General features: G+C 75.4%; 17 protein-coding genes. 13 read left to right on the top strand and 4 right to left on the bottom strand.

Going from position 1 to position 25974, the window contains the following annotated elements:
• The first annotated feature begins 69 nt into the window (after positions 1-69).
• The 3 genes from ABT070_RS06265 (at position 70) to ABT070_RS06255 (ending at position 2884) form a co-directional block, all read left to right on the top strand.
• Entirely contained in the window at positions 70-747 is a 678-nt protein-coding gene (locus ABT070_RS06265) for a uracil-DNA glycosylase (RefSeq protein ID WP_351755418.1), read from the top strand.
• The gene (locus tag ABT070_RS06260) at positions 744-1772 is read left to right on the top strand and encodes an N-acetylglucosamine kinase (protein WP_351755415.1); all 1029 of its coding nucleotides are present in this window, start codon (positions 744-746) and stop codon (positions 1770-1772) included. Before ABT070_RS06265 ends, ABT070_RS06260 begins: the two co-directional genes overlap by 4 nt.
• Before the next feature lie 188 nt (positions 1773-1960).
• Positions 1961-2884 (top strand): sirohydrochlorin chelatase, encoded by a 924-nt coding sequence (locus tag ABT070_RS06255; RefSeq protein WP_351755412.1) that lies wholly within the window; start codon positions 1961-1963, stop codon positions 2882-2884.
• A 159-nt stretch (positions 2885-3043) separates the two neighbouring features.
• Here ABT070_RS06255 and ABT070_RS06250 read toward each other — a convergent pair whose 3' ends face one another.
• Both ABT070_RS06250 and ABT070_RS06245 read right to left on the bottom strand, forming a co-directional pair.
• Positions 3044-4084 (bottom strand): lactonase family protein, encoded by a 1041-nt coding sequence (locus tag ABT070_RS06250; RefSeq protein WP_351755410.1) that lies wholly within the window; start codon positions 4082-4084, stop codon positions 3044-3046.
• Positions 4085-4233: 149 nt separating this feature from the next.
• Complete coding sequence (locus tag ABT070_RS06245) at positions 4234-5745, bottom strand: FUSC family protein (RefSeq protein ID WP_351755407.1); 1512 nt, start codon at positions 5743-5745, stop codon at positions 4234-4236.
• A 246-nt stretch (positions 5746-5991) separates the two neighbouring features.
• On the opposite strand from ABT070_RS06245, the gene ABT070_RS06240 reads away from it, so the two are divergent.
• Both ABT070_RS06240 and ABT070_RS06235 read left to right on the top strand, forming a co-directional pair.
• Positions 5992-6468, top strand: a complete 477-nt coding sequence (locus ABT070_RS06240; RefSeq protein WP_351755405.1) for an Lrp/AsnC family transcriptional regulator — start codon at positions 5992-5994, stop codon at positions 6466-6468.
• Positions 6469-6607: 139 nt separating this feature from the next.
• Positions 6608-9394 carry a beta-L-arabinofuranosidase domain-containing protein gene (locus ABT070_RS06235; protein WP_351755402.1) on the top strand — a complete coding sequence of 929 codons (2787 nt, stop codon included), beginning with the start codon at positions 6608-6610 and terminating at the stop codon, positions 9392-9394.
• Positions 9395-9409: 15 nt separating this feature from the next.
• Here ABT070_RS06235 and ABT070_RS06230 read toward each other — a convergent pair whose 3' ends face one another.
• Positions 9410-10207 carry a LysR family substrate-binding domain-containing protein gene (locus ABT070_RS06230; RefSeq protein WP_351755400.1) on the bottom strand — a complete coding sequence of 266 codons (798 nt, stop codon included), beginning with the start codon at positions 10205-10207 and terminating at the stop codon, positions 9410-9412.
• A gap of 58 nt (positions 10208-10265) precedes the next feature.
• Between ABT070_RS06230 and ABT070_RS06225 the strand changes: the two genes are divergently transcribed.
• Positions 10266-10652 carry a DUF5997 family protein gene (locus ABT070_RS06225; protein WP_351755397.1) on the top strand — a complete coding sequence of 129 codons (387 nt, stop codon included), beginning with the start codon at positions 10266-10268 and terminating at the stop codon, positions 10650-10652.
• Between the two features lie 6 nt (positions 10653-10658).
• On the opposite strand, the gene ABT070_RS06220 is transcribed toward ABT070_RS06225, so the two are convergent.
• Entirely contained in the window at positions 10659-11606 is a 948-nt protein-coding gene (locus tag ABT070_RS06220; RefSeq protein ID WP_351755394.1) for an EamA family transporter, read from the bottom strand.
• Between the two features lie 68 nt (positions 11607-11674).
• On the opposite strand from ABT070_RS06220, the gene ABT070_RS06215 reads away from it, so the two are divergent.
• From ABT070_RS06215 to ABT070_RS06185, 7 genes are all read left to right on the top strand, one after another.
• Positions 11675-12550 carry a LysR family transcriptional regulator gene (locus ABT070_RS06215; protein WP_351755391.1) on the top strand — a complete coding sequence of 292 codons (876 nt, stop codon included), beginning with the start codon at positions 11675-11677 and terminating at the stop codon, positions 12548-12550.
• 88 nt (positions 12551-12638) lie between these two features.
• Positions 12639-13028 carry a cold-shock protein gene (locus ABT070_RS06210; protein WP_028806173.1) on the top strand — a complete coding sequence of 130 codons (390 nt, stop codon included), beginning with the start codon at positions 12639-12641 and terminating at the stop codon, positions 13026-13028.
• Positions 13029-13207: 179 nt separating this feature from the next.
• A complete protein-coding gene (locus tag ABT070_RS06205; protein ID WP_351755387.1) occupies positions 13208-14062 on the top strand; it encodes a DUF4132 domain-containing protein in 855 nt (284 codons plus the stop codon).
• A complete protein-coding gene (locus ABT070_RS06200) occupies positions 14059-19059 on the top strand; it encodes a hypothetical protein (protein ID WP_351755384.1) in 5001 nt (1666 codons plus the stop codon). Before ABT070_RS06205 ends, ABT070_RS06200 begins: the two co-directional genes overlap by 4 nt.
• Before the next feature lie 35 nt (positions 19060-19094).
• A complete protein-coding gene (locus tag ABT070_RS06195) occupies positions 19095-20297 on the top strand; it encodes an ATP-binding protein (RefSeq protein WP_351755381.1) in 1203 nt (400 codons plus the stop codon).
• A gap of 5 nt (positions 20298-20302) precedes the next feature.
• Positions 20303-24187 carry a vWA domain-containing protein gene (locus ABT070_RS06190; RefSeq protein ID WP_351755378.1) on the top strand — a complete coding sequence of 1295 codons (3885 nt, stop codon included), beginning with the start codon at positions 20303-20305 and terminating at the stop codon, positions 24185-24187.
• Positions 24184-25965 carry a hypothetical protein gene (locus ABT070_RS06185; protein WP_351755375.1) on the top strand — a complete coding sequence of 594 codons (1782 nt, stop codon included), beginning with the start codon at positions 24184-24186 and terminating at the stop codon, positions 25963-25965. The genes ABT070_RS06190 and ABT070_RS06185 overlap by 4 nt, the downstream gene beginning before the upstream one ends.
• Positions 25966-25974 lie beyond the last annotated feature (9 nt).

Genomic DNA, 25974 nt, shown 5'->3' with positions numbered 1-25974 from the left:
GCGGGGGGCGGCGGTCCGGCCTTGGCCACCGGTTGATCAACGCCGTGCTTACGGCAGTAGGGTGACGCCGTGGCACCACGACCCTTGCATGAAATCATCGAGCCGGGCTGGGCCGAGGCCCTCGAACCCGTCGCCGGGAGGATCGCCGAGATGGGCGACTTCCTGCGCGCGGAGATCGCCGCCGGACGCACCTACCTCCCCGCCGGACAGAACGTCCTACGGGCCTTCCAGCAGCCCTTCGAGGACGTCCGCGTCCTGATCATGGGCCAGGACCCGTATCCGACGCCCGGGCACGCGGTGGGTCTGTCGTTCTCGGTCGCCCCGGAGGTCCGTCCGCTGCCGGGCAGCCTGATCAACATATACCGGGAGCTGAACACCGACCTGGGCCTGTCCCAGCCGTCCGACGGCGACCTGACGCCGTGGACGCGGCAGGGGGTGCTGCTGCTCAACAGGGCGCTCACCACGGCTCCGCGCAAGCCGGCCGCGCACCGCGGCAAGGGCTGGGAGGAGGTCACCGAGCAGGCGATACGGGCGCTGGCGGCGCGCGGCAAGCCCCTGGTGTCCATCCTGTGGGGCCGGGACGCCCGCAACCTGCGCCCGCTGCTGGGGGACCTGCCCTCGGTGGAGTCAGCGCACCCCTCCCCCATGTCGGCGGACCGCGGTTTCTTCGGCTCGCGGCCGTTCAGCAGGGCGAACGACCTGCTGGTCCGGCAGGGAGGTCAGCCGGTGGACTGGCGCCTGCCGTGACCGTCGGCGCCGGTCCGGGCGACGCGGCCGGGACCGGCACCGCGAACGGCTCCGGCGGCGGCATCCTCGCCGTGGACTCGGGTGGTTCCGGTCTCCGGGTCGTCCTGGGGACCGCCGAGCGCGGCGCCCTCGCCCAGCGCTCGTCCCAGGTACCCGCGCGCACCGGTGCCCGGGGCCTCGACCCGGACCATCTGATGGCACAACTGACGCCGCTGGTAAGGGCGTTGTCGGCCGAGACCGGTGTCCTGCGGCCCGCTACGGCGGTCGTGGGCGCGGCGGGGCTCAGCACCCTGGGCGACGCGCTGCGCGCCGAGCTCCCGGGCGCGCTGGCACGGGAGTTCGGCGTCCGGACGACCGCGCTCGTCGCCGACGCCGTCACCGCCTACGTCGGCGCGCTCGGCCCGCGGCCGGGCGCCGTGGTGGCCGCGGGCACGGGCCTGATCGCGATCGGCACGGACCTGACGGCATGGCGGCGGGCGGACGGCTGGGGCCATCTGCTGGGCGACTGCGGCAGCGGCGCCTGGATCGGGCGGGCCGGCCTGGAAGCCGCCCTGCGCGCGTACGACGGACGCCCCGGCGGGTCGGCCGCCCTGCTGGCCGGGGCCGAGGAACGGTTCGGGCCGCTGTCCGGGCTGCCCGGCCGCCTCTACCCGCGCCCGGACCGCCCGGCCGTCCTCGCCTCCTTCGCGCCGCAGGTGGCCGCCTGCGCCGCGGACGACCCGGTCGCCGCCCGCGTCCTGCGCGACGCGGCCCGGCACATGGCGGAGTCGGCCGCAGCCGTCTGCCCGGCGGGCGACGAGCCCCGGATCGCCCTCACCGGCGGGCTGTTCAGGATGGGCGACCCCCTCCTCGTGCCCCTGGAGGAGGAACTGGCGCGGCTGCTGCCGCATGCCGTGCGGGTGCCCGCCGAGGGCGATCCGCTGGACGGCGCCGTGCGCATCGCCACCGCACTCGCGACGGGCGCGTTCACGCTGCCGCGCGAGGAGAGCCTGTTCTCGGTGGAGAGCCCGGTGAACCCCATCTGATGCATCGTGCGTAGGGAACGTACGTCATGCCCCAAAAGGGGGATTACCGCCTCCGAGGGCAAGTCGCCTGGAAAACACGCTGATCACTTCTGATCCGTACGTAACTCATCAGACAAAACCGGACGGATACCGCTCACGTGCACCCTCCCCGAACAGGGGAGCCCAGGAAGCCAGTAACATGCGTCGCCATGAGCTCCCCCACTGGGCCCGCGTCCGGCCTGCCAGTACGAATGCCGCGGCCTCGCCAGCCCGGGCGGCACCGCCGACCCGAGCCGCTGGCGGCTCCCGAGGGCGCGCCCGCGCTCGTCCTCGCGGTGCCTGGTCCGCCGAGTGCCGCCACCCGCGGCCTCGCCGAGGAGATCGTGAGCATCGCCCGCTCCGAGCTGCCCGGCCTCGACGCCCGCATCGGCTACCTGGACGGGGACGACACCGGTTTCCCCACCCTGCAGTCCGTTCTCGCGCACGCCGCCGACGAACGCACCGCCCGCTTCGAGCAGGCCCGTGCCGCCGGACTGGACGTCAAGGAGCCCGACGGCCCGGTGGGCGTCGTCGTGCCTCTGCTGGCCGGCCCCGACGGCGCGCTGCTGCGCCAGGTCCGCCAGGCCGTCATGGACAGCCGGATCGCGGCCGAGCTGACCGATGTGCTCGGCCCGCACCCGCTGCTCGCCGAGGCGCTGCACGTGCGGCTGTCCGAGGCGGGTCTGGCCCGCGCCGACCGCGCCCGGCTGTTCACCGTGGCGACGGCCGCGGACGGCATCATCCTCGCCTCCGTGGGCGGCGAGGAGGCCGTGCAGGCCGCCGGGATCACCGGCATGCTGCTCGCCGCGCGCCTCGCCGTACCGGTGATGGCCGCCGCTCTCGACCAGGAGGGTTCCATCGCCTCCGTCGCGGAGCAGCTGCGCTCCTCCGGCTCCCAGCAGCTGGCGCTCGCGCCCTACCTGATCGGCCCGGAGATCGACGCCACGCTGATCGAGGAGGCGGCCAGGGAAGCCGGTTGCGCCGCCGCCGAGGCGCTCGGCCCGTACCCGGCCATCGGCAAGCTCGCGCTGGCCAAGTACACGACCGCCCTCGGTATCGCCCCGCCGCAGCCCCAGGGCGCGCCGGTCCGCTGAGCCGACCGCACGGACGCCGTACGAACGAAGGGCCCGCTCCGGGTACGGAGCGGGCCCTTCGCGTCGGCGTCCCGGGTCCGGCGCGCGGGGCCGGTCGGCGGCGCGGGAACAGCGGCCCGGAACAGCGCACCGAGCGGGGGCGCCGAGCAGCGGTGCGGGTCAGCCGAGGACGACGCAGGAGGCGGCGGGGACGGCGATCGAGCCGCCGCGCCGGGGCAGGCCGGTCGCGGGGTCGAGGGAGAACCAGGTGACGTCGCCCGAGCGCTCGTTCGCCACGTACAGGAAACCGCCGGACTCGGCGACGGCCCGCGGCCAGCGCCCGGCGCAGGGCACGGTCCCGACCAGCCGCAGTGCCTCACCCGCGCCCTCCACGGCGAACACGGAGAGCACGTCCTCGCCTCGGGTGGCGGTCCGCACGAACCGGCCGTCGGGCGAGACGACGAGCCCCGAGGGGTAGGCGTCCCCGGCCGGCGCGCCGGGCAGTACGGCGGTCTCGGCCAGCGGCTTCAGGGAGCCGTCCGAGGCGTCCCAGCGGCAGACGGTGACGGTCGGGGTGAGCTCGTTGACCACGTAGGCGTACCCGCCTCCCGGGTGGAAGGCCAGGTGGCGCGGCCCCGAGCCGGGGCGCAGCGCGTGCTCCCGGTGCAGGACGGGGCTGCCGTCGCGCAGGGCGCACACCCGCACGGAGTCCGTCCCGAGGTCCACGCTGACCGCCCAGCGGCCGCTCGGGTCGGGCTGCACCTGGTGGGCGTGCGGGGCCTGCTGGCGTCGCGTGTGCGGGCCCGAGCCGGTGTGCCGCAGGACGCCGGAGGCGACGCGGGCGAGGGTGCCGTCGGCGCGGACCGGGACGGCGGTGACGCTGCCGGAGCCGTAGTTGGCGGTGAGGACGTGTCCGTCGAACACGCTGAGGTGCGTGGGGCCGCTGCCGCCGACCGGCACGGGCGGCCCGGTCTGCTCCGGCGCGTCGCCCGTCACCCGGTACGCGGCCACCGCGCCGTCCGCCGTCTCGCTGACCGCGTACAGCGTGTCCCCGTCGGCCGACAGGGCCAGATACGAGGGGTCGGGGACGCCGTTCACGCTGCCCAGGACGGTCAGCGCGCCGCTGACCGGGTCCACGGCGGCGGCCACGATCCCGGGCCCTCCAGCCGCCGTGAACGAGCCGATGAACGCCCGCCGTCGCCTTCCGCCGAGGTCTGCCACCGCTGTCCCCTCCCGGGTCGCCGCTGTCGCTGCTGACGCTGCTGCTCGGGGTGACGGTAGCAGTCGATCACCAGCGGTCTAGACCAGGCGCGCTCGCTCGGCCGGGCGACGACGCCCGGGCGGCGGGGCCCCGCGGCCGGCGGGCCGGCTCAGGCGTTGAGGGGGACCCGGGTGGCGCCACGCAGGGGCACGGCGAGTTCGAGGAGGGCCCGCTCCAGGGCGTGGAGGTGGACCAGCACCGGCTCGGCCGCCGCGCCGGGCGGTACGGCGACGGTCCCGGCCGGGCGGGGCCGCGCGTCGGCCTGCGGTGCGGTGAGCTCCTCGACCGCGGCCTCCACCCGCCAGCAGGCGGCGACGAGGCGGGCGTCGTGCGAGGCCTCGGGGTCCGCGGCGACCGAGGCCAGCGCGCGCACCTCACGGGCGCAGTCGTCGAGCAGCTCCAGGACATGCCGGGCCCTGCCCTTGCGCGCCCGCAGGGGGCTGAGCGGATGCACCAGCGGCGCCAGGGACAACCGGACCCGGGCGAGGATCTGCTCCAGCTCGACCACCCGCCGGGCCGGGTCGGCCGCCGCGGACCCCGCGAGCCGGGCGGCGGCCTCGGCGGTGCAGAGGTGCACACAGCGCAGCGCGCGCTCCACCCAGGCCTCGGTGACGGAGTGCGTGGTCACCGGGAGCACCAGCAGCACCGCCAGCGCGGCCCCCAGCGCCCCCACGGCCGTCTCGGTCACCCGCAGGGCGAGCAGCGCCGGGTCGAGCAGGCCGAGCAGCCCGTACAGCGCGCTCGCCATGACGGTGACGGCGAGCATCATCCAGGTGTACGACACGGCGGCCGAGTAGAAGATCCCGAAGACGCCGACGGCGACGACCACGGCGGTCGCCACCGGCTCCCCGTGCAGGGGCAGCGCCACGACCAGACCCAGCACGATCCCGAGGACCGTCCCGAGGAACCGCCGGAACCCCCGCACGAGGGTCTCGCCGCGCGAGGTGGTGTTCACGAACACCCACCAGGTGGCACCCACGGCCCAGTACCACCGCTGGTCCGACAGCGCCTGCCCGGCGACGAGGGCGAGCGCGGCGCCCACGGTGGCCTGCGTCGCCTGCCGCGTGGTGATCCGCGCCAGCCCCGTCCCGCCGGCCGGCGGGGCGACGGCCGCCGGCGCCGGCAGCCTGCGTTCGTAGGGCCACACCCCGAACCGCACCGCGGACGACGCGGCGATCGACAGCAGGACGGCCGCGCACAGCTCGGGCAGCCGGCCGGGGACGATGTGCAGGAACTGGGCGGCGAAGAAGGTCATGAACGCGAACACGCCGAGCGAGTGCCCGCGCGGCCCCCAGCGGCGCGCGTACACCCCGGCTCCGACCACGGCGAGGAAGGCCGCGTCACGGGCGACGGGCACATCGTGCAGGACGGCCGCGAGGGCGAGCACCGGCAGCCCGACGACCGGGAGCAGGGCGGTGGTCACGGCCTGTCCGCGCACCGTGGCGTCCGTCACCGTGAACAGCGCGAGCAGCGCGGCCAGGCCGCCGGTGATGGCCGCCACCAGCGAGTGTCCGGCCAGCCCGCACAGTACGACGGCGAGTCCGATGCCGAGCACGGCCCGGCAGGCGAACCGCAGTCGCACCCGTCCGGGATCCGGTGCCACGAACGCCCTCTTCAGCAAGCTGCCCCGCCCTTTCCCCACCCTGACGCGCCGCGGAGGTGCCGCGACACGAGAAAGGCGCCGCGGAGGTCCGCAGCGCCATCGACCTCGCCATTTGAGCATCCGGAGGGCTGGTGGTTCAACAGGAGCCGATTTGACCGAGCCAATGGCTCAGCCTGAAGGAGGAATTCCCCGCCATCAGCCTGCCAACGGCACACCCATTGGTACAGTCGACGCTGATCACGAACGCGCGAGGAGGCCCGCCGGATGGCCGTGGACGAACTGGACACCCGCATCCTGCGCCTGCTGCTCGAGCAGCCGCGGACGAGCGTGCGGGAGTACGCCCGGCTTCTCGGGGTCGCGCGCGGCACCCTGCAGGCCCGCCTCGACCGGCTGGAGCGGGACGGCGTGATCACCGGCACGGCGCCGTCGCTCTCCCCCGCCGCGCTGGGTCACCCGGTGCTCGCGTTCGTGCACATCGAGGTCACCCAGGGACACCTGGACGACGTGGGCGACGCGCTGGCCGCCGTACCGGAGATCGTCGAGGCGTTCTCCATCACCGGCGGCGGCGACCTCATCACCCGGGTCGTGGCGCGCGACAACGCCCACCTGGAGGACGTGATCCAGAAGCTGATCAGCCTGCCCGGCGTGGTCCGCACCCGTACCGAGGTCGCGCTGCGCGAGCGGGTGCCGCACCGGCTGCTGCCACTGGTGGAGTCGATCGGGCGAGCGGCCTCGAAGTAGCGGCCGCCTTCGCAACTTTCCGTCCCGTCGGGACCGTTGACGCTCTCCCGTCACGCCTCTAACGTCTGGTCGACCATCCGCACATCGTTCGCGATATCGAACGACCGTGTGGATCACCTGTGGCCCGGAGGAGCAGCACATGGCACCGCCCCTCACCCGACGGATCCTTCTCCGGAGCGCGATGCTCGCGACGGCCGTGCCGGCGATCTCCGTCCCGGCCGCCGCGCGGGCCTCGGCGGCCGCGCTCCCGCCCTCGGCCGCCTGGTCCCTGCGGCCCTTCGGCCTCGAGGACGTCACGCTCGGCGCCGGTGTCTTCGCCGCCAAGCGGCAGCTGATGCTCGACCACGCCCGCGGCTACGACGTGAACCGGCTGCTCCAGGTCTTCCGCGCCAACGCCGGCCTCTCCACCCTCAGCGCGGTCGCCCCCGGCGGCTGGGAGGGCCTGGACGGGGAGGCCAACGGCAATCTGCGCGGCCACTACACCGGGCACTTCCTGACGATGCTCTCCCAGGCGTACGCGAGCACCGGCGAGCAGGTGTTCGCGGACCGGATCCGCACTGCGGTCGACGCCCTGACGGAGGTGCGCGAGGCCCTGCGGCACGACCCCGCCGTCCTGAGCACCGAGGGGCGGTCCGGTACGGCCGTGGAGAACGTCCGCGGCTCCTACCAGTACGTCGAGCTGCCCTCCGGCGTCCTCGGCGGCGCCACCGAGATCACCCTCGCCGCCTGGGTGAAGCCCACCCATGACGCCGCCTGGACCCGGATCCTCGACTTCGGCGACGACACGACCCGGTACCTGTACCTGGCCGCCCGCAACGCGAGCGGGGTGCCCCGGTTCGCGATCACCACCGGCGGGGCGGGCGGCGAGCAGGGACTCGACGGCACGGCCGCGCTCCCCCTGAACCGGTGGAGCCACCTCGCGGTGACCCTCGCCGCAGGCACCGGCACCCTGTACGTCGACGGCACGGCCGTGGCCCGCAACGCCGCCATGTCGCTCACCCCGGCCGCCCTCGGCGCCCTCACCGGCCACTGGCTCGGCCGGTCCCACTACGCCTCCGACGCCGTCTTCGCGGGCGCCTTCGGCGGCTTCGACGTCTGGTCGCGCGCGCTGACCGCCGACGAGGTCGCCGGGCTGCAGAACGGCCCGGCGGCCGGCGACCTCGCCTCGTACGCCTTCGGCGAGACCTCGGGAAGCACGTTCGCGGACGCCTCCGGACGCGGTCTGACCGCCACCCTGCGCCGCACCTGGGGCGGGCCCAGCCACCCCGGGTTCCTCGCGGCCTACCCGGAGACCCAGTTCATCCAGCTGGAGTCAATGACCGGCCCCGACTACACGAAGGTGTGGGCGCCCTACTACACCGCCCACAAGATCCTGCGGGGTCTGCTGGACGCGTACCTGGCCACCGACGACGACCGCGCGCTCGATCTGGCGTCCGGGATGTGCGACTGGATGCACTCACGGCTGTCGAAGCTGCCCGAGGCGACGCTCCAGCGCATGTGGGGGATCTTCTCCAGCGGGGAGTTCGGCGGCATCGTCGAGGCGATCTGCGATCTGCACGCCCTCTCCGGCAGGGCCGAACACCTCGCGCTGGCCCGGCTGTTCGACCTCGACAAGCTCATCGACGCCTGCGCGGCCGACACCGACACCCTCGACGGGCTGCACGCCAACCAGCACATCCCGATCTTCACCGGGCTGGTGCGGCTGTACGACGCGACGGGCGAGGCGCGCTACCTCACCGCCGCGAAGAACTTCTGGCGCATGGTCGTACCGCACCGCATGTACGGCATCGGCGGCACCAGCACGGCCGAGTTCTGGAAGGCGAGGGACGTCGTCGCGGGGACGATCGGCGCGACCACCGCCGAGACGTGCTGCGCGTACAACATGCTGAAGCTGAGCCGGATGCTCTTCTTCCACGAGCAGGACCCGGCCTACATGGACTACTACGAGCGAGCCCTGTACAACCAGGTCCTCGGCTCCAGGCAGGACATCGCGGACGCGGAGAAGCCGCTGGTCACGTACTTCATCGGGCTCACCCCGGGCCATGTGCGCGACTACACCCCCAAGCAGGGCACGACCTGCTGCGAGGGAACCGGCATGGAGAGCGCCACCAAGTACCAGGACTCGGTGTACTTCCGGGCCGCCGACGGCGGCGCGCTGTACGTCAACCTGTACAGCCCGTCCACGCTCACCTGGGCCGAGAAGGGCATCACCGTCACACAGAGCACCGGCTTCCCGCGCGAGCAGAGCAGCACGCTCACCGTCCGGGGGCGCCGGGCCGCCTTCGCGCTGCGGCTGCGCGTGCCGTCCTGGGCGACGGCCGGCTTCGGGGTGACGGTCAACGGGCGCAAGGCCGACGGGACGCCCACGCCCGGCAGTTACTTCACGGTGTCCCGGACCTGGCGCGACGGGGACGTCGTCCGGGTGACGATGCCGTTCCGGCTGCGGGTCGAGAAAGCACTCGACGACCCGTCCCTGCAGACCCTGTTCCACGGTCCGGTCAACCTCGTCGCCCGCAACTCCGCCACGACATACCTGGAGTTCGGGCTCTACCGGAACGCGGCCCTCTCCGGCGACCTGCTGCCCTCCCTCACGCCGGTGGGCGGGAAGCCGCTGCACTTCACCCTCGACGGCACCGAGTTCGCCCCGTTCTTCGAGGGCACCGAGGACCCGACCCACGCCTATGTGCGGCGGGCCGAGCCCAGGGTCGTCTTCGGCGAAAGCGACTCGGGCGTGCCGAACCCGGCGAAGACGGACGGCACCACCCTGCTCGACGAGGTGTGGGCGGGGGCGCCGTTCCGCGGGAAGCCGGCGCTGGTGGCGCGGGTGCGGGCGGTGGTGGCGGCCTGGGTGGCCGCCGGGCTGCTCGGCGCGGCCGACGGAGCGAAGGTGGTGAGCACCGCACGCGGGGCGACCTACGTGCGCTGACGGCGAGCGAGGTCGCTACGGCCGGCGGCGAGGCTTGCCGCCGCCGGTACCGCGTCGGCCGCCGCCCTTCGCGGCACCGCCCTTGGCGCCACCGCTGCGTCCGCGGGCACCCCCGGCGGCGCCCTTGCCCGCACCACCGGAGCCCGGCTGCGGCTTACGGCGCTCGCGCTCGCCCTTGCGCTCCGTCGCCGGGGCCTGCTGGGCGCGGCCCCGGGTGCTGTTGACGGTGCGGCCGCGGACGATGCCGATGAAGTCCTCGACCAGCTCGGTGGTCGCGTCCTCGGGCCAGGCGAGGCCGATGTCCGACTGCGGGGCGTCGACGACCGTGCGGTAGGTGAGGTCCTTGCGGTGGTGGAGGCGGGCCAGGGACTGGGGCACGACCAGCACGCCGATGTTCGCCGCGACCAGCTCGATCGCGTCCTCGGTGGTCGCCGGACGCTCGAAGGCGGCCTCGCCGGGCAGCCGCTCCCAGCCGAGCACGTCGTCCAGCGGGTGCAGCACCACCTCGTCGGCGAGGTCGGCCACCGTGACCTCCTCGGCCGCGGTGATCAGGTGGTCCCTGGGGACCACGACGACGGTGGTCTCCGTGTAGAGAGGGATCGCGCTGAAGACCGTACGGTCGACCGGAAGCCGCACGAAGGCGGCGTCCGCGGCGCCCCGGCGCAAGACCTCGGAGGCCTCGGCGGGGGTCGCCTGGAGGAGGGTGAGGGGGGTGTCGGGCAGGCGCTCCGCCCAGATCCGCACCCACTTGGCGGGCGTCACTCCGGGGACGTACGCGAGCCGGAACGAGGGGGAGTCCGCCGAGTCGGTCATCCCGCCAGGCTACCGGCTGTGGTCGGAGGTCTCCGCCGCGGCCGATACCCTGGACTGTATGAAGTCCCAGCAGAGCACCCAGACGATGAAGCCCGCCACCGCGGCGAAGAAGCTGGGTGTGCACCTCCCCGCCACGCCCGCCGAGTTCCAGGAGGGCGTCGTCTCGCGCGCCGAGCTGACCGAGCTCCAGGCGAACCCGCCCGAGTGGCTGCTCAAGCTGCGCGAGACCGGCCCGCACCCCCGTCCGGTGGTCGCGGCCAAGCTGGGCGTCTCCATCGCGGGCCTGGCCCGCGGCGGGGTGACCGAGGCGCTCACCACCGAGCAGATCGAGGCCGTCAAGGACGCGCGTCCCGAGTGGCTGGAGAAGGAGCGCGCCACGCAGGCCGAGGTCCGCAAGGAGACCGTCCGCATCAAGAAGCGCAACGCGGAGCGAGCCGAGTCCTGACCCCGGTCAGCGGCGCGGCACGACGATGCTGAGGGCGTTGGCGCAGACGACGGCGGCGATCGCCGACCAGTCGGCGAGGCCGAGGTCCTGCCCGAGCCCGAACCGGCCGACCAGCGCGGCGAGCACCGGGTTGACGCTCATGAACAGGCCGAACGTGGCGGCGGGCACATGCCGCAGCGTGAACAGATCGGCGAGGCAGGGCACGGCGGAGGAGAGGACCCCGGCGGCCACGGCGTAGCCGACGGATTGCAGGGTCGGCGGGTGGCGCAGGACCAGGACGGCGCCGACCGGCAGGAACAGCACGGCTGAGACGGCCGCGGCGGCCGCCGCGCCCTGTGCCCCGGGGACACGTCGGCCGACCGTGCGGTTGAGCAGGATGTACGACGCCCAGCAGACGGCGGCCAGCAGGCCGAGCCCCATTCCCAGGTAGTCGGTGGAGGGCTGCGGGCGCATCAGGGTGACCGCGCCCGCAGCCGCGATCAGCGCGCAGCAGGCGTCGACCCGGCGGCGCGCGGCGGCCAGCGCGATGGTCAGCGGCCCGAGGAACTCCAGGGTGACGGCGAGACCGAGGCCGATGCGGTCGATGGCCGTGTAGAGCGACAGGTTCATCGTCCCGAAGACCACCGCCAGCAGCAGGACAGGGGCCCACTGCCGCCGGGTGAAGGACCGCAGCCGGGGACGGCCCACGGCCAGCAGGACGAGTGCGGCGACGTACTGGCGTACCGCGACGACCCCCGTGGGACCGAGCACGGGGAACGCGAGGGAGCCGATCGCGGCGCCGGTCTGGTTGGACAGACCGCTGCCGACCATGGTGGCCACCCCGGCGAATCGCCGCCCGCTCCGGGACCCGGGTACGGGAACCGTCCCGGGAACGGGGACCGTGGCGGGAAGGGGGGCGGTCGGCGTGGGCAGGGGGACGGTCGGCGCGGGTGCGGGTATGGGCGCGGCTGGCATACCCGGATCGTCCTCCCGGTCCGGCCTTGCGCAAAATGCATGAGCGGCTCCATCTATACGATGAAGTCATGGACAAGAGCGGTCGAGGGCCGGGCGTGGAGCTTCGGCAGCTGCGGTGTCTGGTCGCGATCATCGACGAGGGCGGTTTCACCGACGCCGCCGCCGTGCTCGGGGTCTCCCAGGCGGCGGTGTCCCGGACTCTGGCCTCACTCGAACAGGCCCTGGGCGTAAGGCTGTTGAGGCGCACCTCCCGGGTGGTGACGCCGACCGCGACCGGGCTGCGGGTGGCGGCGCACGCGCGACGGGTGCTCGGCGAGGTGGACGCCCTGGTGCAGGACGCGGCCTCCGGCCACACCCGGCTGCGCATCGGCTACGCCTGGTCGGCGCTCGGCCGCCACACCCTCGCCTTCCAGCGTCAGTGGGCGGCGCGGCGCCCGGAGACGGAGCTCCAGCTGGTGCGCGTGAACTCCGCCAGCGCCGGTCTCGCGGAGGGCGCCTGCGAGATGGCGGTGGTGCGCAGGCCGCTGGAGGACCGGCGGTTCGACGCGGCGATCGTCGGCCTCGAACGGCGCCTGTGCGCGCTGGCCGCCGACGATCCCCTGGCCCGGCGCCGCTCGGTGCGGCTGGCCGACCTCGGCGGACGGACCCTCCTGGTCGACCGCCGTACCGGCACCACCACCGCCGAGCTGTGGCCGCCCGACGCGCGCCCGCTCACGGAGGAGACCCATGACGTCGACGACTGGCTGACGGTGATCGCCACCGGCCGCAGCGTCGGGATGACCGCCGAGGCGACCGCCAACCAGTACCCGCGGCCCGGCGTCGTCTTCCGGCCGGTGCGGGACGCCGAGCCCGTCGCCGTCCGTCTGGTGTGGTGGCGCGACGACCCGCACCCCGCGACCCAGGCCGTGATCGAACTGCTCACCACGCTGTATCGCGCCCAGTGAATCCCCGGAGTCGCCCGGTGCCCGCCGCCTTGACTACGATCTGGGCAGGTTCACCGATGTGGGTGTTTCGAGGTTGCTGGGGGTTGGGATGGTTGCTGGTCGTGTGGTGCGCTTCGACAGTCAGCGGGGCTACGGCTTCATCGCGCCCGACGACGGCGGGGAGGACGTCTTCCTGCACGTCAACGACATGTTGATGCCCGAGTCGCAGGTGCGTCGGGGCATCGTGGTGGAGTTCGAGATCGAGGACGGCGAGCGCGGTCCGAAGGCGTCCGACGTCCGGCTCGCGCGGGGTGCGGACGGCAAGCCGCTGGCCGCCGACGACGACGTCCTGTGCGATGTGCTGAGCACCGAGGAGTTCACCCGGGACGTCACCGAGGCGCTGCTGACGGCGGCACCGTCGCTCACCGGTGAGCAGATCGTCCAGGTGCGGGCCGGCCTGGCGCAGTTCGCGAAGAACCACGGCTGGGTCGAGGGCTGACACCCTGGCCGGCCGAGGGCGCGTGAGGTCCCCGGCGAGGCCCGCCACAGGGCGCTGACCTGGGGTCCCGCGCTGCCGGACCCCAGGGTGCCGCCCGCCCCGCCGTCGTCCGGATCCCGTTGTCAGTGGCCTGTTCTACAGTTCCCGTCACTTGATCACTGCGGGTGCGGGAGGCACACATGGGGTGGGTGTCGGCCGGCGACTACGAAGTCGCCCTCGATGACGGCAAGGTGGTGTGCCGCAACGCGGCGGGGCGGCGGTTGAAGTCCGTACCGCCCAAGATCGCCGACGATCCGGCGGTGGTGGGCCTGCGTCAGCTCACCGAGTGGCTGGAACGGCACGAACGCCGATGCCTGGCCGACGTGGAGCGGTGGATGGTGCGCTCGCTGCCGGTGCCGTTCGCCGTGGTCGCCCAGGTGTGGCCCGACCCCGCCTGGCAGGCCGCCCTGCGTGACCTCGTCGTCACCGGGGCCGACGGCGAGGTGGCCGGATTCCTGCGGGACGCCGGCACCGAGCGCGGACTCGGTCTGGTCGATCTCGACGGCGACACCGTCCGCATCACCCCCGACCTGGTCCGCCTCCCGCACCCCGTGCTCCTCGACGACCTGGAGGAACTGCGGGAGTTCGCCGTCGAACTCGGCGTCGAGCAGCGCGCGCAGCAGCTGTTCCGCGAGGTGTGGCGGCGCCCGTCGACGCTCGACGAGGAGGGCACCGCCGTCGAGGAGTACGCGGGCGGCGTGTTCAAGGAACAGCGGTTCCTGCACGGCCGGGTCACCCAGCTCGGCTACCGCGTGCGCGGCGGCCACGCCGTCACCTCCGTCCTCGAGGAGAACCGCACCGTCGAGGCCCGGGTGTGGGTCGGCGACTACGAGGGCTACGAGCAGGCGGAGACCGGCCCCCTGGTGTTCACCGACACCGCCGGTCGGGTCCTGAAACTCGGTCTGATCGGGCCGGTGGCCTGGTCCGAGGGCATGCGCATGGCGGCCGCGCTGTACGCCGGGCGGGACATCGAGGACGAGGAGCGGGCGGCATGACGACCTACGACGAGACCACCGCGGGCGCGCTGCTCGACGCGGGCGCCGTGCTGCCCACGGGGAGCACCACCCGCGAGGACGCCGACACGCTCACCGTCCGCAGGTACTCCCACCCCGCGCTGGACGACCGCCTGATAGTGCGGCTCGTGCCGGGCACGCTGGGCGAGGCCGAGGACCTGGCGCTGGACTTCCTCGGACTGGCCCGGGACCCGGAGACGCCCGAGGTCGGTCAGGTGCGCCGGGAGACGCTCGGCTTCCCGGCCTGGGCGCTGGTCAACGACCCGGCGAACGGCCACCACGCGCTGGCGCTGGTCAAGGACGTGGAGCGGCTCGCGCGGCAGGCCAAGTCCCGCCCCGGCAACGCCAAGGACGGCTTCGAGGCGCTCGGCACCCGGCTCGGCCGCGCGGTGCCGCACTTCCTGCCCACCTTCTACGAGCAGGCCGCGCGCGTCTTCCTCCAGTACGAGAACACGACGTACGCCTCCGCCTTCTTCGGCAAGGCCCGGGAGGCCGAGCGGGTGCACGCGCTGAAGGTGGACGAGGAGCGGCAGCGGGCCGTGTTCCTGGAGTTCGCGTTCGCCGGGGCGCTCACGGTCAAGGCCCTCAAGGAGCACGTCAAGGCCCTCGCGGCACGGCTCCACGCGGCCGAGGCCTGGGCGCAGTTCCGGCAGCTGACCGTGGAGCGCTGCGCGGCCGGGATGCCGCCGTACGCCTCGCTGCCGCAGGACGCGCGCGGGCTGATCAAGGCCGCCGGTCTCGACCGGGTCACCGAGGAGTGCGGTCTGGTCGCCGACCTGCTCTCCTCGCCCGCCGCGGTCCGGGCCCCCGCGTCCTTCTGGAACGCCTACCGGGGGACGCTCGCCGTCCTCGCCGGGCGTCAACCGGAGGTGCGGGCCCGGCTGCTGGAGATCATGCCGGCCGGCCTGGGGCGGTCCGTCGAGGACGACGAGTTCTGGCTGGCGCTGCTCGCGGAGTGCGGGGCGGACCTGCTCCTCACCGGCGAGACGGCGTCCGACGTGGACCCGGCGGACTGGCTCGGCCGGTGGGCTCTGCACCGCAAGCACGGCGGCAATGTCAGCGGCCGTTCCCCGGCCACCCTCGCCCTCGTGGAGCGGATGGGGCCCCGGCTGCGTGACCTGGGCCGACCCGTCGATCTGTGCTCGGGCCGCTGGCACGCCGGCGCCGATCTCGACCTGCTCGACCTGTGCGCGGCCCAGGGGGTGCCGCTGACGCTGCCCGCCCCCGACCAGGTCGTCTACCTCTCCGTCGACCGCTGGTTGCGCGAGGCTCTGCCCGGCCGGCGTGACCTGACCGCGGTCGCGGCCGACCCCCGCCTGCGCCGCCTGCTGTACGCCGAGATCAGCACCCTCGGCGGCAACCGCCCCGCGTCCGAGGTGCTGGAGAAGCTGGCCGCCCACCCGGTGCTCAGCGAGGTGCTGCGCGCATGGCTGGACGACGCGGCCGGGGAACTGGCCTCGGCCGTCGGCCTGCCCGCCGCGCGGGCGGCGCTGGACCGGCTGCGCCCCTTCCGCTCGATCGCCGCCCGGGTCAGCCCGGCGGCCGTCGCCGTGGTCGCCGCGCACACGGTCGCGCCGCTGCTCGGGCACACCCTGCGGGCCGGCCTGCTGGACGAGCTGGGCTGGCCAGCGCTGGACGAGGCGCTGCGCCGGCTCGACGCCGAGACGAAGCGCGACCGCGACGACACGCTCGCCGTCAGCGAGGCCTGGCCCGCGCTGATCCTCGCCCGCGCGCACAAGGTGATCGTCGTCGGCCCCGAGGAGATCCTGCTCGAGCACGACCTTCGGCTGCCCGTCGCACTGGACCGCTGGCAGCGCCCGAGCTACCGCTACACGGACGGCGAACTGCTCGTCATGTGGCGGCAGGACGGCAAGCAGCACGGCTACTGGTCGGCCCGCCCCGCCGACGTCTTCCCCCTCGGCGGTGAGCAGCTTCCGCACTGGTACGGCGGCAACGACGCGGGCGAACCGTCGATCCCGGTCCCCGGCGGCGGTCGCGCCACCGGCGGACGCACACTGCACGCCGGTGACACCGTCGTGCCGCCGAGCCGCCGCATCCTCGGCGACGGCACCTCCTTCTGGCGCCAGGGCCGGCAGGGCCGCCGGCAGGTGTGGCTCGAGTACGACCCGGCGACCGGCACCCACGGGCGTGCCTCGCTGCCCGCGTTCCTGTCCTCCGGTATCCGACAGGACACGAGCCTGTTGCAGCAGCACTGCGAGGTGCTGCCGCTCCAACCCGGCCTGGAGCGGAGCCCGTTCGGTACGGACGGGACCGTGCTCGGCCGCTGGGTGCGCACCGAGGGCGAGGGCGCCGAGGCGCGCACCGTCGCCGGTACCCCGGACGGCCGCACCGTCACCCTGCCGTGGGCCGACGGGCGGGCGCCCGGCGTCCTGCTCGGCGCGCTGCGGCTGCCGGGCGGGGCCGCGCCCGTGGCCGTCGCACTGCACCGGCAGATCGCCCTCTACGCGGGCGACGACCCGTCCGCCGCCGGGGAGCTGGGCCGGGTGACACCGATGGAGCGCGGCGGCGAGTTCGCCGCCGGCACCCGGTTCGTCCCGCCGGTCGACTTCTGGCACGCCCTTCGCCCGCGCGACGAGGACGCGTCGGCGGTGCTGCGCGCCCTGACCGACGAGCGGGCGGCCGCGATGCTGGGGGCCGCGAAGGAGGCGCTGACGCAACGACAGGCGCAGCTTGCGGCGGCCAAGGTGGTCGACGGGACCTCGGAGAGCGCCGCCCTCGTGCCGTCCGCGGACCAGGTCGTCCAGGAGGTCGTGTCCCGCGCCCTGCCCTCGCTCGGCGACGGGAGCCTCGTCACGGGTGTCGCCGCCCTGGTGCGCGCGATGCTGCGGCTCGCGGAGTCGACCGCCGCGTTCGTGGCGCCGCCGGTCGAGCGGCCGAAGGCGGAGCGGCGGCGGGCCGACGGCATGTTCGCCGACCTCAAGCCCGAGCACGGCGACGACGCGACGCTGCGCGAGGCCACCACGGGGCTCACCGAGGTGCACGGCTGGTGGGGCAGCGAGGTCCGCTGGAGCACGCTGCGGCAGGTCCGCGCCGTGAACCACGTGCTGTCCGGGAAGCCGGCCGACGGCAAGGCCCTGGCCGAGGCCTCCCGGACCACGAAGGCCGCCGACGGATGGCGCAGCGACGAGTTCACCCTGCCGGGCATCGGGCTGGTGTGGACGCCGGTGCTCGACATGCTGCGCCCGCTCGCGTACCGCGCCGCCTCCGCCACGGTGACCGAGGCGCACCGCGAGGCGCTGCTGCTGCTGTTCGAGGCGATCGCGGACGGTCCGCTGGCCGCCCCCGGAGCCGCCCTGCGCGAGGTCGTGCTGAGCGAGCCGCACGAGAAGCAGGAACGCGTCGGTCAGGTGCTGCGCCGGGACGGCCGTACCGTCGTCGTCCTCGGCTGCCAGAACCTGGACCGGCAGGCGGGGCGGGTGCACTGGCTCGCCCTGGACCACGATCCGTCCGGCGTCTTCGGGGCGATCGCCCACTTCACGCTGGAGCGGGAGACCGCGCACCCGGCGCTGTTCCCCGCCGACGCGCTGAGCGCCGTCACCGGGCTCGTCCGGGACAAGGGCCCGGCGCCCTGGCAGCCGGAGGCGCCCGCCGCCCTCGCCACCGCGACCCGCGGCGGGCTGGGGCCCATGCAGGCGGCCCTGCTGCTCTCCGGCCTGCCGAAGCAGCTCACCGCCGAGGTGATCGCCGCGACCGGGCTGAAGCCGCGTCAGAAGGAGCTGGCCGACGCCCTGCTGTCCTCGGTCGGGAGCGGCGACCGGGCGGCTCTCGTCGGCGCCCTGCTGCCCGGGAACCCCGGTGACCTGTGGACGGCCGGGCCGGACACGGAGGCGGCGGGCCGGGTGTGGGCCGAGCGGCTCGGCGAGGTCGTGCGGCTGCCCGAGGACCTCGCCGGGGAACTCTCCCTGGGCGGCCTGCCCACCGGTTCCGCCGAGGAGATCCTCAACCCGGGGCTGACCCGCTGGATCAGCCGCACCACCGTCCAACGGCCGGACAAGGACGGCAACCTGGTCGCGGAGGACCCGGCGGCGCTGCCCGGCCGGAACAACCTGACGGGTGCCGTGACCGCGCTGGCCGGACTCGCCTACTCCCTGCCGTACGGGCACCCGCTGCGGGCCCTCCTGCCGGAGAGCCTCGCCGCGTTGCGCCGCCGCGTCGCCGACCGGGGCCTGTTGCTCGACCTGGACGTCGCGTGGACGGAGAAGGGCACCTCGTCCGCCGTCGAGCTGCGCAAGGCGTACGGGCTGCCCGCCACCGGGGGCGCCGACGCCCACGGCCTGACACCCGTGGGCGAGGCGCTGGTGCTGCGCCCCTGGTACGGCGACCAGGAGACCGTCCTGGTCCGGGCGGGCGCGCTCGAAGCTCCCGACGACCCCGTGTTCGGCCTCGTCGAGGGGCTGGTCGGGCACGGGCGGGGCGAGGGCATGTGGGCCCTGCGGACCCTCCTCGACGAGGGGCTGGCCCGCGCGCTCGCGGCCGGGGGCGATCCCGAGGGACCCTCCGGACACGCCCAGGACCCGGCCTTCACCGTGCCCGGCCTGGTCGCCGAGGTCGCCGAACGGCACGGCCTCGGCGAGGACGCGGCGGCGCTCTATCTCCAGCTGCTGGCCCTCCCGGACCCCACGGACCGCAACTGCGCCCGCTGGACCGGCTGGAAGCCCGCCCGGATGAAGAAGGCCCGCGCCGAACTCGCGGCGAGCGAGCTGGTCGTCGAGGCCAAGCGGGCGCGCGCCGGACGCACCCTGTTCCTGCCGTGCGGCTGGCTGGACCTGGCATCGCCCGCGCTTCCGCTGGAGATCTGGAAGGAGGGCCTCTACCCGGTCCGCTTCTACTCGCGCGTGATGCCGTTGGTGCCGGTGCCCGAACTGTTCACGCGCGCGTGGGACCGCGTCCGCTCCGGCGACGCCCCGGCCTACGAGCAGCTCACCACCCGCGCCACCCGCAAGGGCCGCCGCCGATGACCACCCTCCCGCCCGCTACGGAAGAACGCGCGCCGATGACCACGACCACCCTGTCCCTCGACTCCGGTTCCGACTCCGCCGGCTCCCCCGGCCCGGTTCGCCAGATCGTCCCGCCCGAGGACCGCTTCGCCGGCGAGCTGGCCTTCCTGGCCGCGTACGACGACGGGCCGCGCCCGCCCGCCTGGCGGCTCACCCCGCGTGCCGTCGTCACGTTCGTCATGGGCAGCGACGGCCGCGCCCTGAAACTGCCCGAGGAGGCCGGGGCGCCGGACGGGGTGCCGCGCCGGCTGGTCGTGGAGGGCAAGTTCGTCGGCGACCGGGCGCTGGTGGAGCGGTGCGTGGTCACGCTCGCCGGCGAGCGCGGACTGCTGCTCGTCGGCGAGCCCGGTACCGCCAAGTCGATGCTGTCCGAGCTGCTCTCCACCGCCGTGTGCGGGACCAGCGGGCTGGTCGTGCAGGGCACCGCGGGCACGACGGAGGACCAGCTCAAGTACGGCTGGAACTACGCCCTGTTGCTGGCGCAGGGGCCGAGCCGGCAGGCGCTGGTGCCCTCGCCGGTGCTGACCGCCATGTCGCGGGGCGCCATCGCCCGGGTCGAGGAGGTCACGCGCTGTCTGCCCGAGGTACAGGACGCGCTGGTCTCGCTGCTGTCGGAGCGGCGCATCGCCGTGCCCGAACTGGCGGGATCGGACGACGCGTTGGCGCACGCGGCCCCCGGCTTCAACCTCATCGCCACGGCCAACCTGCGGGACAAGGGCGTCTCGGAGATGTCCGCGGCCCTCAAGCGCCGCTTCAACTTCGAGACGGTCGGGCCGATTCCGGACCTCGACGCGGAGACCGCCCTGGTGCGCAGCCAGGCACGGGCCTCGGTGGAGCGGGCCGGCGCGCCCTTCCAGGTCGACGACGCCGTGCTGGAGGCGCTGGTCACCGCCTTCCGTGATCTGCGTGAGGGCCGGTCGGCGGAGGGCTGGGAGGTGGAGCGGCCGTCCACGGTGATGAGTACCGCGGAGGCCGTGTCCGTCGCGGGTGCGCTGGCGCTCGCGGCGGCGTACTTCCCCGGCGACCGTGATGTGCTCGGGCTGCTGCCGGGCCATCTGCTGGGTGTGGTCCGCAAGGACGACCCGGCCGACGCGGCCCGGCTGCGCGGCTACTGGGACGGGCCCGTCCGGCGCCGCGCCGAGCAGGGTTCCGCCACCTGGCGCACCCTGTGGGACCTGCGCACGGTCCTGGAGGGCTGACGGCCGTGTCCCCACACCCCACCACCGCGCCGGACTCACCGGGCTCCCCGGGCTCCCCGGACTTCCCGGGCTCCCCCGACTCGCCGGTTCTCCCGGACTCCGCGGGCCTCCCGGGCTCGCCCGGATCCCCGGACGAGGCGCTCGCCGCCCTCACGGACCCGGCCGCGCCCTATCTGATCGGCGTACGGCACCACGCGCCCTCGCTGGCCGCCGCCGTGCCCGCGCTGCTGGACGAGGCGAAGCCCGACGTGCTGCTCGTCGAGCTGCCGGCCGAGATGCAGGAGTGGCTGCCCTGGCTCGGGCACGAGGAGACCCGTGCCCCGGTCGCGCTGGCCGCCGCGCCCGGTGGCGGGGGCAGGGACGGGGGCGGGGGCGGCGGGGGTCCGGCGTTCTATCCGTTCGCCGACTTCTCGCCCGAGCTGGCCGCCGTGCGCTGGGCCGCCCGGCACGGCGTCCCGGTGCTCGCCTGCGACCTGCCCCTCGCGGACCGGGCGTGGGGCGAGGGGCGCGACGGCACCGCGCAGGAAGCGGTGCCCGGACTCGCCGGCGCGCTGCGGGCCCGGCTCACCGGCCGTCCCGGGGACGACCTGTGGGACCGGCTCGTCGAGGCCACCGCCCCGGGTTCGCCGCCCGAGGCGCTGCGCCGTGCGGCCCTGCTGACGGGGTGGGCGCTGCGCGCGGACGCGGCAGCGTCCGGCGGGGTGCCCGAGCTGGACCTGCGGCGTGAGCGGTGGATGCGGGCCCGGATCACCGAGGCCACCGCGCGGGGCGAGCGTGCCGCCGTGCTCGTCGGCGCCTTCCACGCGCCCGCGCTGACCGGTTCGGCCCTCGCCGAACCGGTCGACGGCTCCGCCCCGGCCGCCGTCGGCGAGCAGGGCGAGGCCGCTGCCGGGGGCGTCGGCGGGCAGGGCGACAACGGGGTGCCGGTCACCGGCGGGCGTCGCGGAGCCACGGCGGCCCCGGCCGGCAACGGACAGGGCGGCAGCAGCATGCCGGTCACCGGCGGGCAGGGCGGCAGCAGCGTCCCGGTCACCGGCGAACATGCCGGAGCCGTCGTCCCGGGCGTCGGCAAGCGGGGCGCGGAGGGCGGGCCGGGTGCCGGGGGCGGGGGCAGTCGGGTGGGGTGGGTCACCTCGCTCATTCCGTACGCCTATGCCCTGCTGGACGAGCGGTCCGGTTATCCGGCCGGTATCCGGGATCCGGAGTGGCAGGACATGGTGCTGCGGGCCGCGGGCGATCCGGCGGCGCTGGAGGAGGCGCTGACGGGGGCGGCCGTGCGGGTGTGTGCGGCGTTGCGCGACCTCGGGCATCCGTCCGGGCCGGCCGACGCGCGCGAGATCACCCGGCTGGCCTCGGATCTGGCCCGGCTGCGCGGGCTGCCCGCGGCGGGCCGGGGCGAGTTGGTCGAGGCGGTGCAGACGGTCCTCGCGCAGGGTGAGCCGTACGGGCGGGGACGGGCCGTGGCGCGGGCGATGGAGCGGGTGCTGGTCGGCACGCGCACCGGCCGTCCCGCGCCGGGCGCGCCGCGCAGCGGTCTCGTCCCGGCGGTCGAGGACGAGGTGGCGGGGCTCGGCCTGCCGGGTCCGGAGAACGCCTCCGGCCCGGCGCGGGATCTGCGGCTCGATCCGCTGCGGTCGGACCTCGACCGGCGCCGTGAGCTGCTGCTGCGCCGGCTGACGGTGTGCGGTGTGCCGTACGGCGAGGCGCGGGAGGTCGTCGGCGCGGGCGGCGCCGAGGCCCTCACCTCGCGCTGGGAAGTGAGGTGGACGCCGGCGACGGCGGCCATGCTGACCGCGGCCGGCGTGCGCGGGGTCACCGCGGCGCAGGCCGCCGAGGGTGTGCTGCGGGAGCGCCGGCGCGGGGAGCGGGACGCCGGCGGGCCGACGGCCGCGCAGGTGCTCCAGGGGCTCGCGGAAGCCGCGGAGTGCGGCCTGCCGACGCTGGCGGACGAACGGCTCGACGATGTCGCCGAGGTACTGCCCCTGGCCGGTACGCTGCCCGAACTCCTGGCGGGGCTGGCCGTGTCGGACCGGCTGCGGGCCGGTCATGTGCCGGGGCTCGGCGCCGACGCGGGCCGTACGGCGCGGGCGGCCGCCGTGGCCGAGCTGCTCACCGCGGCCGCGGTGCGGCAGGTGGACGGACTGACCGGGTCCGAGGACCCGGCCGACGCCCACGCCCTGCTCGAACTCGCGCACCGGGCCGACCTGTTGGGCGGTATCCGGCTCACCGACGCCCTCGCCCGGCTGGCCGCCGACGGCTCCCCGCTGATGCGCGGCGCCGCCGGAGCGGTCCGGGTGCTGCTCGGACAGGAGAGCGCCGGGGCCTTCGGCGACCGGGTCGCGTCCTGGGTGGACGGCGCCGTCGACCCCGACTCGCGGTCGGCTCTGACGGCCCGGCTGAGCGGCCTGCTGGCCGCCGCGGGCCCGCTGCTGGAAGCGGCGGCGCCCGCGCTGGAGCCGCTGCTGGGCCGGGTGTCGGAGCTGCCCGACCGGGAGTTCCTCGACCGGCTGCCCGCGCTGCGGGGCGGTTTCGAGACCCTGAGTCCCGCGGCCCGCGACCGTCTCCTCTCGGCCGTCGAGGAACGCCTGGGCACCGGACGCGTCGCCGACACCGACGGGCTGGACCCGGCCGCGCTCGCCGCCTGGGCCGGGGCGGACCTCGCGGCCCGCGCCGCCCTGCGGTCACTGGGGTTGCTGCCCGCCCCGGGCGGCGACGAACGGACGCCGGACGCAGGGACCGTCGCCGACGAGTCGGCGCCTCCCGGGCCGGAGCGTCCCGACCGGCGGCTCGCCCCCGCCGACCGTTGGCGGCTCCTCCTGGGCCGTCGCAGCGATCAACTCCCGGCGTCCGCACGCGCGTTGGCGACGGCTCTGGACGAGCTGTACGGCAGCGGCCGCGGCGAGGGCAGCCGCGGGGATCTGACGGGACCGGGGGCCGGCGGTGGCCGGGAGGTGCCGTATCCCGGGGTGCGGGAGTGGTCGCAGGAGCTGGCCGCGCTGTTCGGGCCGGGCATCCGGGAGGAGGTGCTGGCGGCGGCCGCCGCGTCGGGCCGCAGGGACGTGCTCTCGGAGCTGGACGCGGACAGTGTGCGCCCCTCGGTCGATCTGCTGCGTACCGTGCTGCGGCACGCGGGCGGGCTGCCCGAGGCCCGGCTGGCGGCGCTGCGTCCGCTGGTACGACGGCTGGTCGAGGCGCTGACCCGGCAACTGGCCACCCGGCTGCGCCCCGCGCTGCACGGCACGGCGCTGCCGCGCCCCAGCCGCCGTCCGGGCGGCGGCCTCGACCTCCCGCGTACGCTGCGCGCCAACCTGGCGACCGCGCGGCGCGCCCCGGACGGCACGGTCCGGGTCATCCCCGAGCACCCGGTGTTCCGCACCCGGGCCCGGCGGGCCGCCGACTGGCGGCTGATCCTGGTCACGGACGTGTCGGGGTCCATGGAGGCGTCCACGGTGTGGGCCGCGCTGACGGCGTCGGTGCTGGCCGGGGTGCCGACGCTGTCGACACACTTCCTGGCCTTCTCCACCGAGGTCATGGACCTCACGGGCCATGTCGAGGACCCGCTGTCGCTGCTGTTGGAGGTCAGTGTGGGCGGCGGCACGCACATCGCGGCGGGGCTGCGGCACGCCCGCGAGCTGGTCACCGTGCCGTCGCGGACGCTGGTCGTGGTCGTCAGCGACTTCGAGGAGGGCTATCCGCTCGGCGGGCTGCTCGCGGAGGTGCGTGCGCTGGTCGGTGCGGGCTGCCACGTGCTGGGCTGCGCGAGCCTCGACGACACGGGCCGGCCGCGCTACTCCACGGGCGTCGCGGGGCAGCTCGTCGCCGCGGGCATGCCCGTCGCCGCTCTCAGTCCGCTCGAACTCGCCCGCTGGGTAGGGGAGAAGATCGCATGAGCCAGGACCTGTTGCCGCCTGTCGCGCCGTCCGTCACCGCCGAACTCGTCGAGGCGCTCTCGCCCCGGCTGCGCAAGCGGCTGGACGCGGGCGTCGCCAAGCTGACGGCGCGTCCGGCCGTCCGCGAGGGCGACACCGTGCGGATCGCCGTCGACGACGACACCGACCTCGAACTGCACGCGCCCGGAGGCGCGGTGACCAGCGCGAACGCGATCCGCTGCGGTTGTCTGCTCGCCCCCGACTGTCTGCACCGCGCGGCGGCGGCCTCGGCCGCGCCGGTGGCCGAGGACACTCCCGACAGCACGTCCGGCAGCACTCCCGACAGCACGTCCGCGCAGTCTGAGGGCGAAGGGGCGTCGCAGCCGTCGGCCGCCGAGACCGCCCAGACCGCCCAGACCGCCGACCCGGGCCAACTCGCCGCCGCGCGGGCCGTGTACGACGCGACGGCCGCCGTACTCGAAGCCGGTGCGGACGGATCCGGTGCCGTGCTCCAGGCGGAGCTTCTGCGGGCGGCGCACACCGCGCGGCTCGCGGGGCTCCCCCGGGTCGCCGCCGCCGCGGTCTCCGTGGTCAACGGGGTCCGCGCGGCCCGCTCCGCCGACCCCGCCCACCGACTGCCCGACCTGGTCGAGGCGCTGCGCACCGTGCTCGGCATGGCGCACCGTCTGCCGTTCGCGACCGGCCAGGACCTGGCCGAACTGCGCGGCGGCGTACGTCAGCCGTACACCCCGGACGGCTCGCTGCGGCTGTACGGGCTGTTCTCGGAGCCCGTCCTGACGACGACCGGATACGCGGGAGCCGTCACCTGGACCGCCGACGCCGAGGGCCGTCTCTACACGGTCTCCGACGTGGCTCCGGGCGGCCCGGGCCGGGCGACCGGCGCCGCGGACCGGGCCGTACGGATCGGCGACACCGCTCTGACCCACCGTGAGCTGTCGCGGGCGGGCCTCGCGGTCTCCGGTGCGACGGTGTCCCCGACCGGCCGGCTCGGGGCCGGGGCCGGGGTGCGGGCGGTGCGTGCCTCCGGTGCCGCCTGGCGCGCCGAGCCGCTCGACCGGCTGTGGGCGGTGCCGGTCGCCGAGCAGGTCGCGCGCGCCCTGGGCGGCGGGCACGGCCTGCTGTTCCTCGACGTCACCCTGGCGGGCACGGTCCGGGAGGCGACGGGCGACCGGCTGCTGGCCGAGTGCGAGGGCCGCACGGTCCGGCTCGCCGTGGCCCACGACGATCCCGCGCTCCCCTACCGCGACAACCTGCGCCTCCTGGCCGCCGCCCGGGGCAGTCGGCTGCGGGTCGTCGCGCGTCTCACGCCGGGACCGCTCCCGCGCGCCCTGCTGCTCGCCGCCGAGCACCCGGCCCGGGCCGGCGACCGGGTGGATCTGGGCCTGGACCGTCTCCAGCACGCGGACCTGCCCGCGTCGACGGCCGCGCCCGCCGCCCCCGCTCCCCCGGTGGACGAGGCCCCGTTGCACCTTTTGCGCCGCCGCGTGCACCAGACCGTGTCCGGGGGCCGCCGGGTGCTGGCGTTCCCGGACAGCGGGGCGGGCGACGGCGGGCGGCTGCGTCGCGTCGGTCTCGCCACCGCGGGCGATCTGCTCGGCGAGCTCCGGTCCGCCGCGGCGGACCGCTCACGCGACGCCTTCGGCCGTCTGCTCCCGGCGGACACGGGCCGTTTCGCCGGTGCCTGGCTGGCCGCGGCCGTCTACACCGGCGAGGTCGAGCGCGCGCTGTGCGCGGCGGCCTGGGGAGCGGACGCGGAGGTGGTGGCGACTTCGCGGTGAACCCGGCGC

The organism is Streptomyces sp. NPDC002884 (assembly GCF_040295245.1).
Taxonomy (GTDB): domain Bacteria; phylum Actinomycetota; class Actinomycetes; order Streptomycetales; family Streptomycetaceae; genus Streptomyces.
The sequence above is the reverse complement of the archived record's forward strand: the minus strand, read 5'-3'. Positions and strand labels throughout refer to the sequence as shown.

Bases quoted from the DNA above. Each gene is read 5' to 3' on its own strand.
- ABT070_RS06255 (WP_351755412.1), top strand. From the start codon at position 1,961: ATGAGCTCCCCCACTGGGCCCGCGTCCGGCCTGCCAGTACGAATGCCG.
- ABT070_RS06240 (WP_351755405.1), top strand. From the start codon at position 5,992: ATGGCCGTGGACGAACTGGACACCCGCATCCTGCGCCTGCTGCTCGAG.
- ABT070_RS06235 (WP_351755402.1), top strand. From the start codon at position 6,608: ATGGCACCGCCCCTCACCCGACGGATCCTTCTCCGGAGCGCGATGCTC.
- ABT070_RS06230 (WP_351755400.1), bottom strand. From the start codon at position 10,207: ATGACCGACTCGGCGGACTCCCCCTCGTTCCGGCTCGCGTACGTCCCC.
- ABT070_RS06225 (WP_351755397.1), top strand. From the start codon at position 10,266: ATGAAGTCCCAGCAGAGCACCCAGACGATGAAGCCCGCCACCGCGGCG.
- ABT070_RS06220 (WP_351755394.1), bottom strand. From the start codon at position 11,606: ATGCCAGCCGCGCCCATACCCGCACCCGCGCCGACCGTCCCCCTGCCC.
- ABT070_RS06215 (WP_351755391.1), top strand. From the start codon at position 11,675: ATGGACAAGAGCGGTCGAGGGCCGGGCGTGGAGCTTCGGCAGCTGCGG.
- ABT070_RS06210 (WP_028806173.1), top strand. From the start codon at position 12,639: ATGGTTGCTGGTCGTGTGGTGCGCTTCGACAGTCAGCGGGGCTACGGC.
- ABT070_RS06205 (WP_351755387.1), top strand. From the start codon at position 13,208: ATGGGGTGGGTGTCGGCCGGCGACTACGAAGTCGCCCTCGATGACGGC.
- ABT070_RS06200 (WP_351755384.1), top strand. From the start codon at position 14,059: ATGACGACCTACGACGAGACCACCGCGGGCGCGCTGCTCGACGCGGGC.
- ABT070_RS06195 (WP_351755381.1), top strand. From the start codon at position 19,095: ATGACCACGACCACCCTGTCCCTCGACTCCGGTTCCGACTCCGCCGGC.
- ABT070_RS06185 (WP_351755375.1), top strand. From the start codon at position 24,184: ATGAGCCAGGACCTGTTGCCGCCTGTCGCGCCGTCCGTCACCGCCGAA.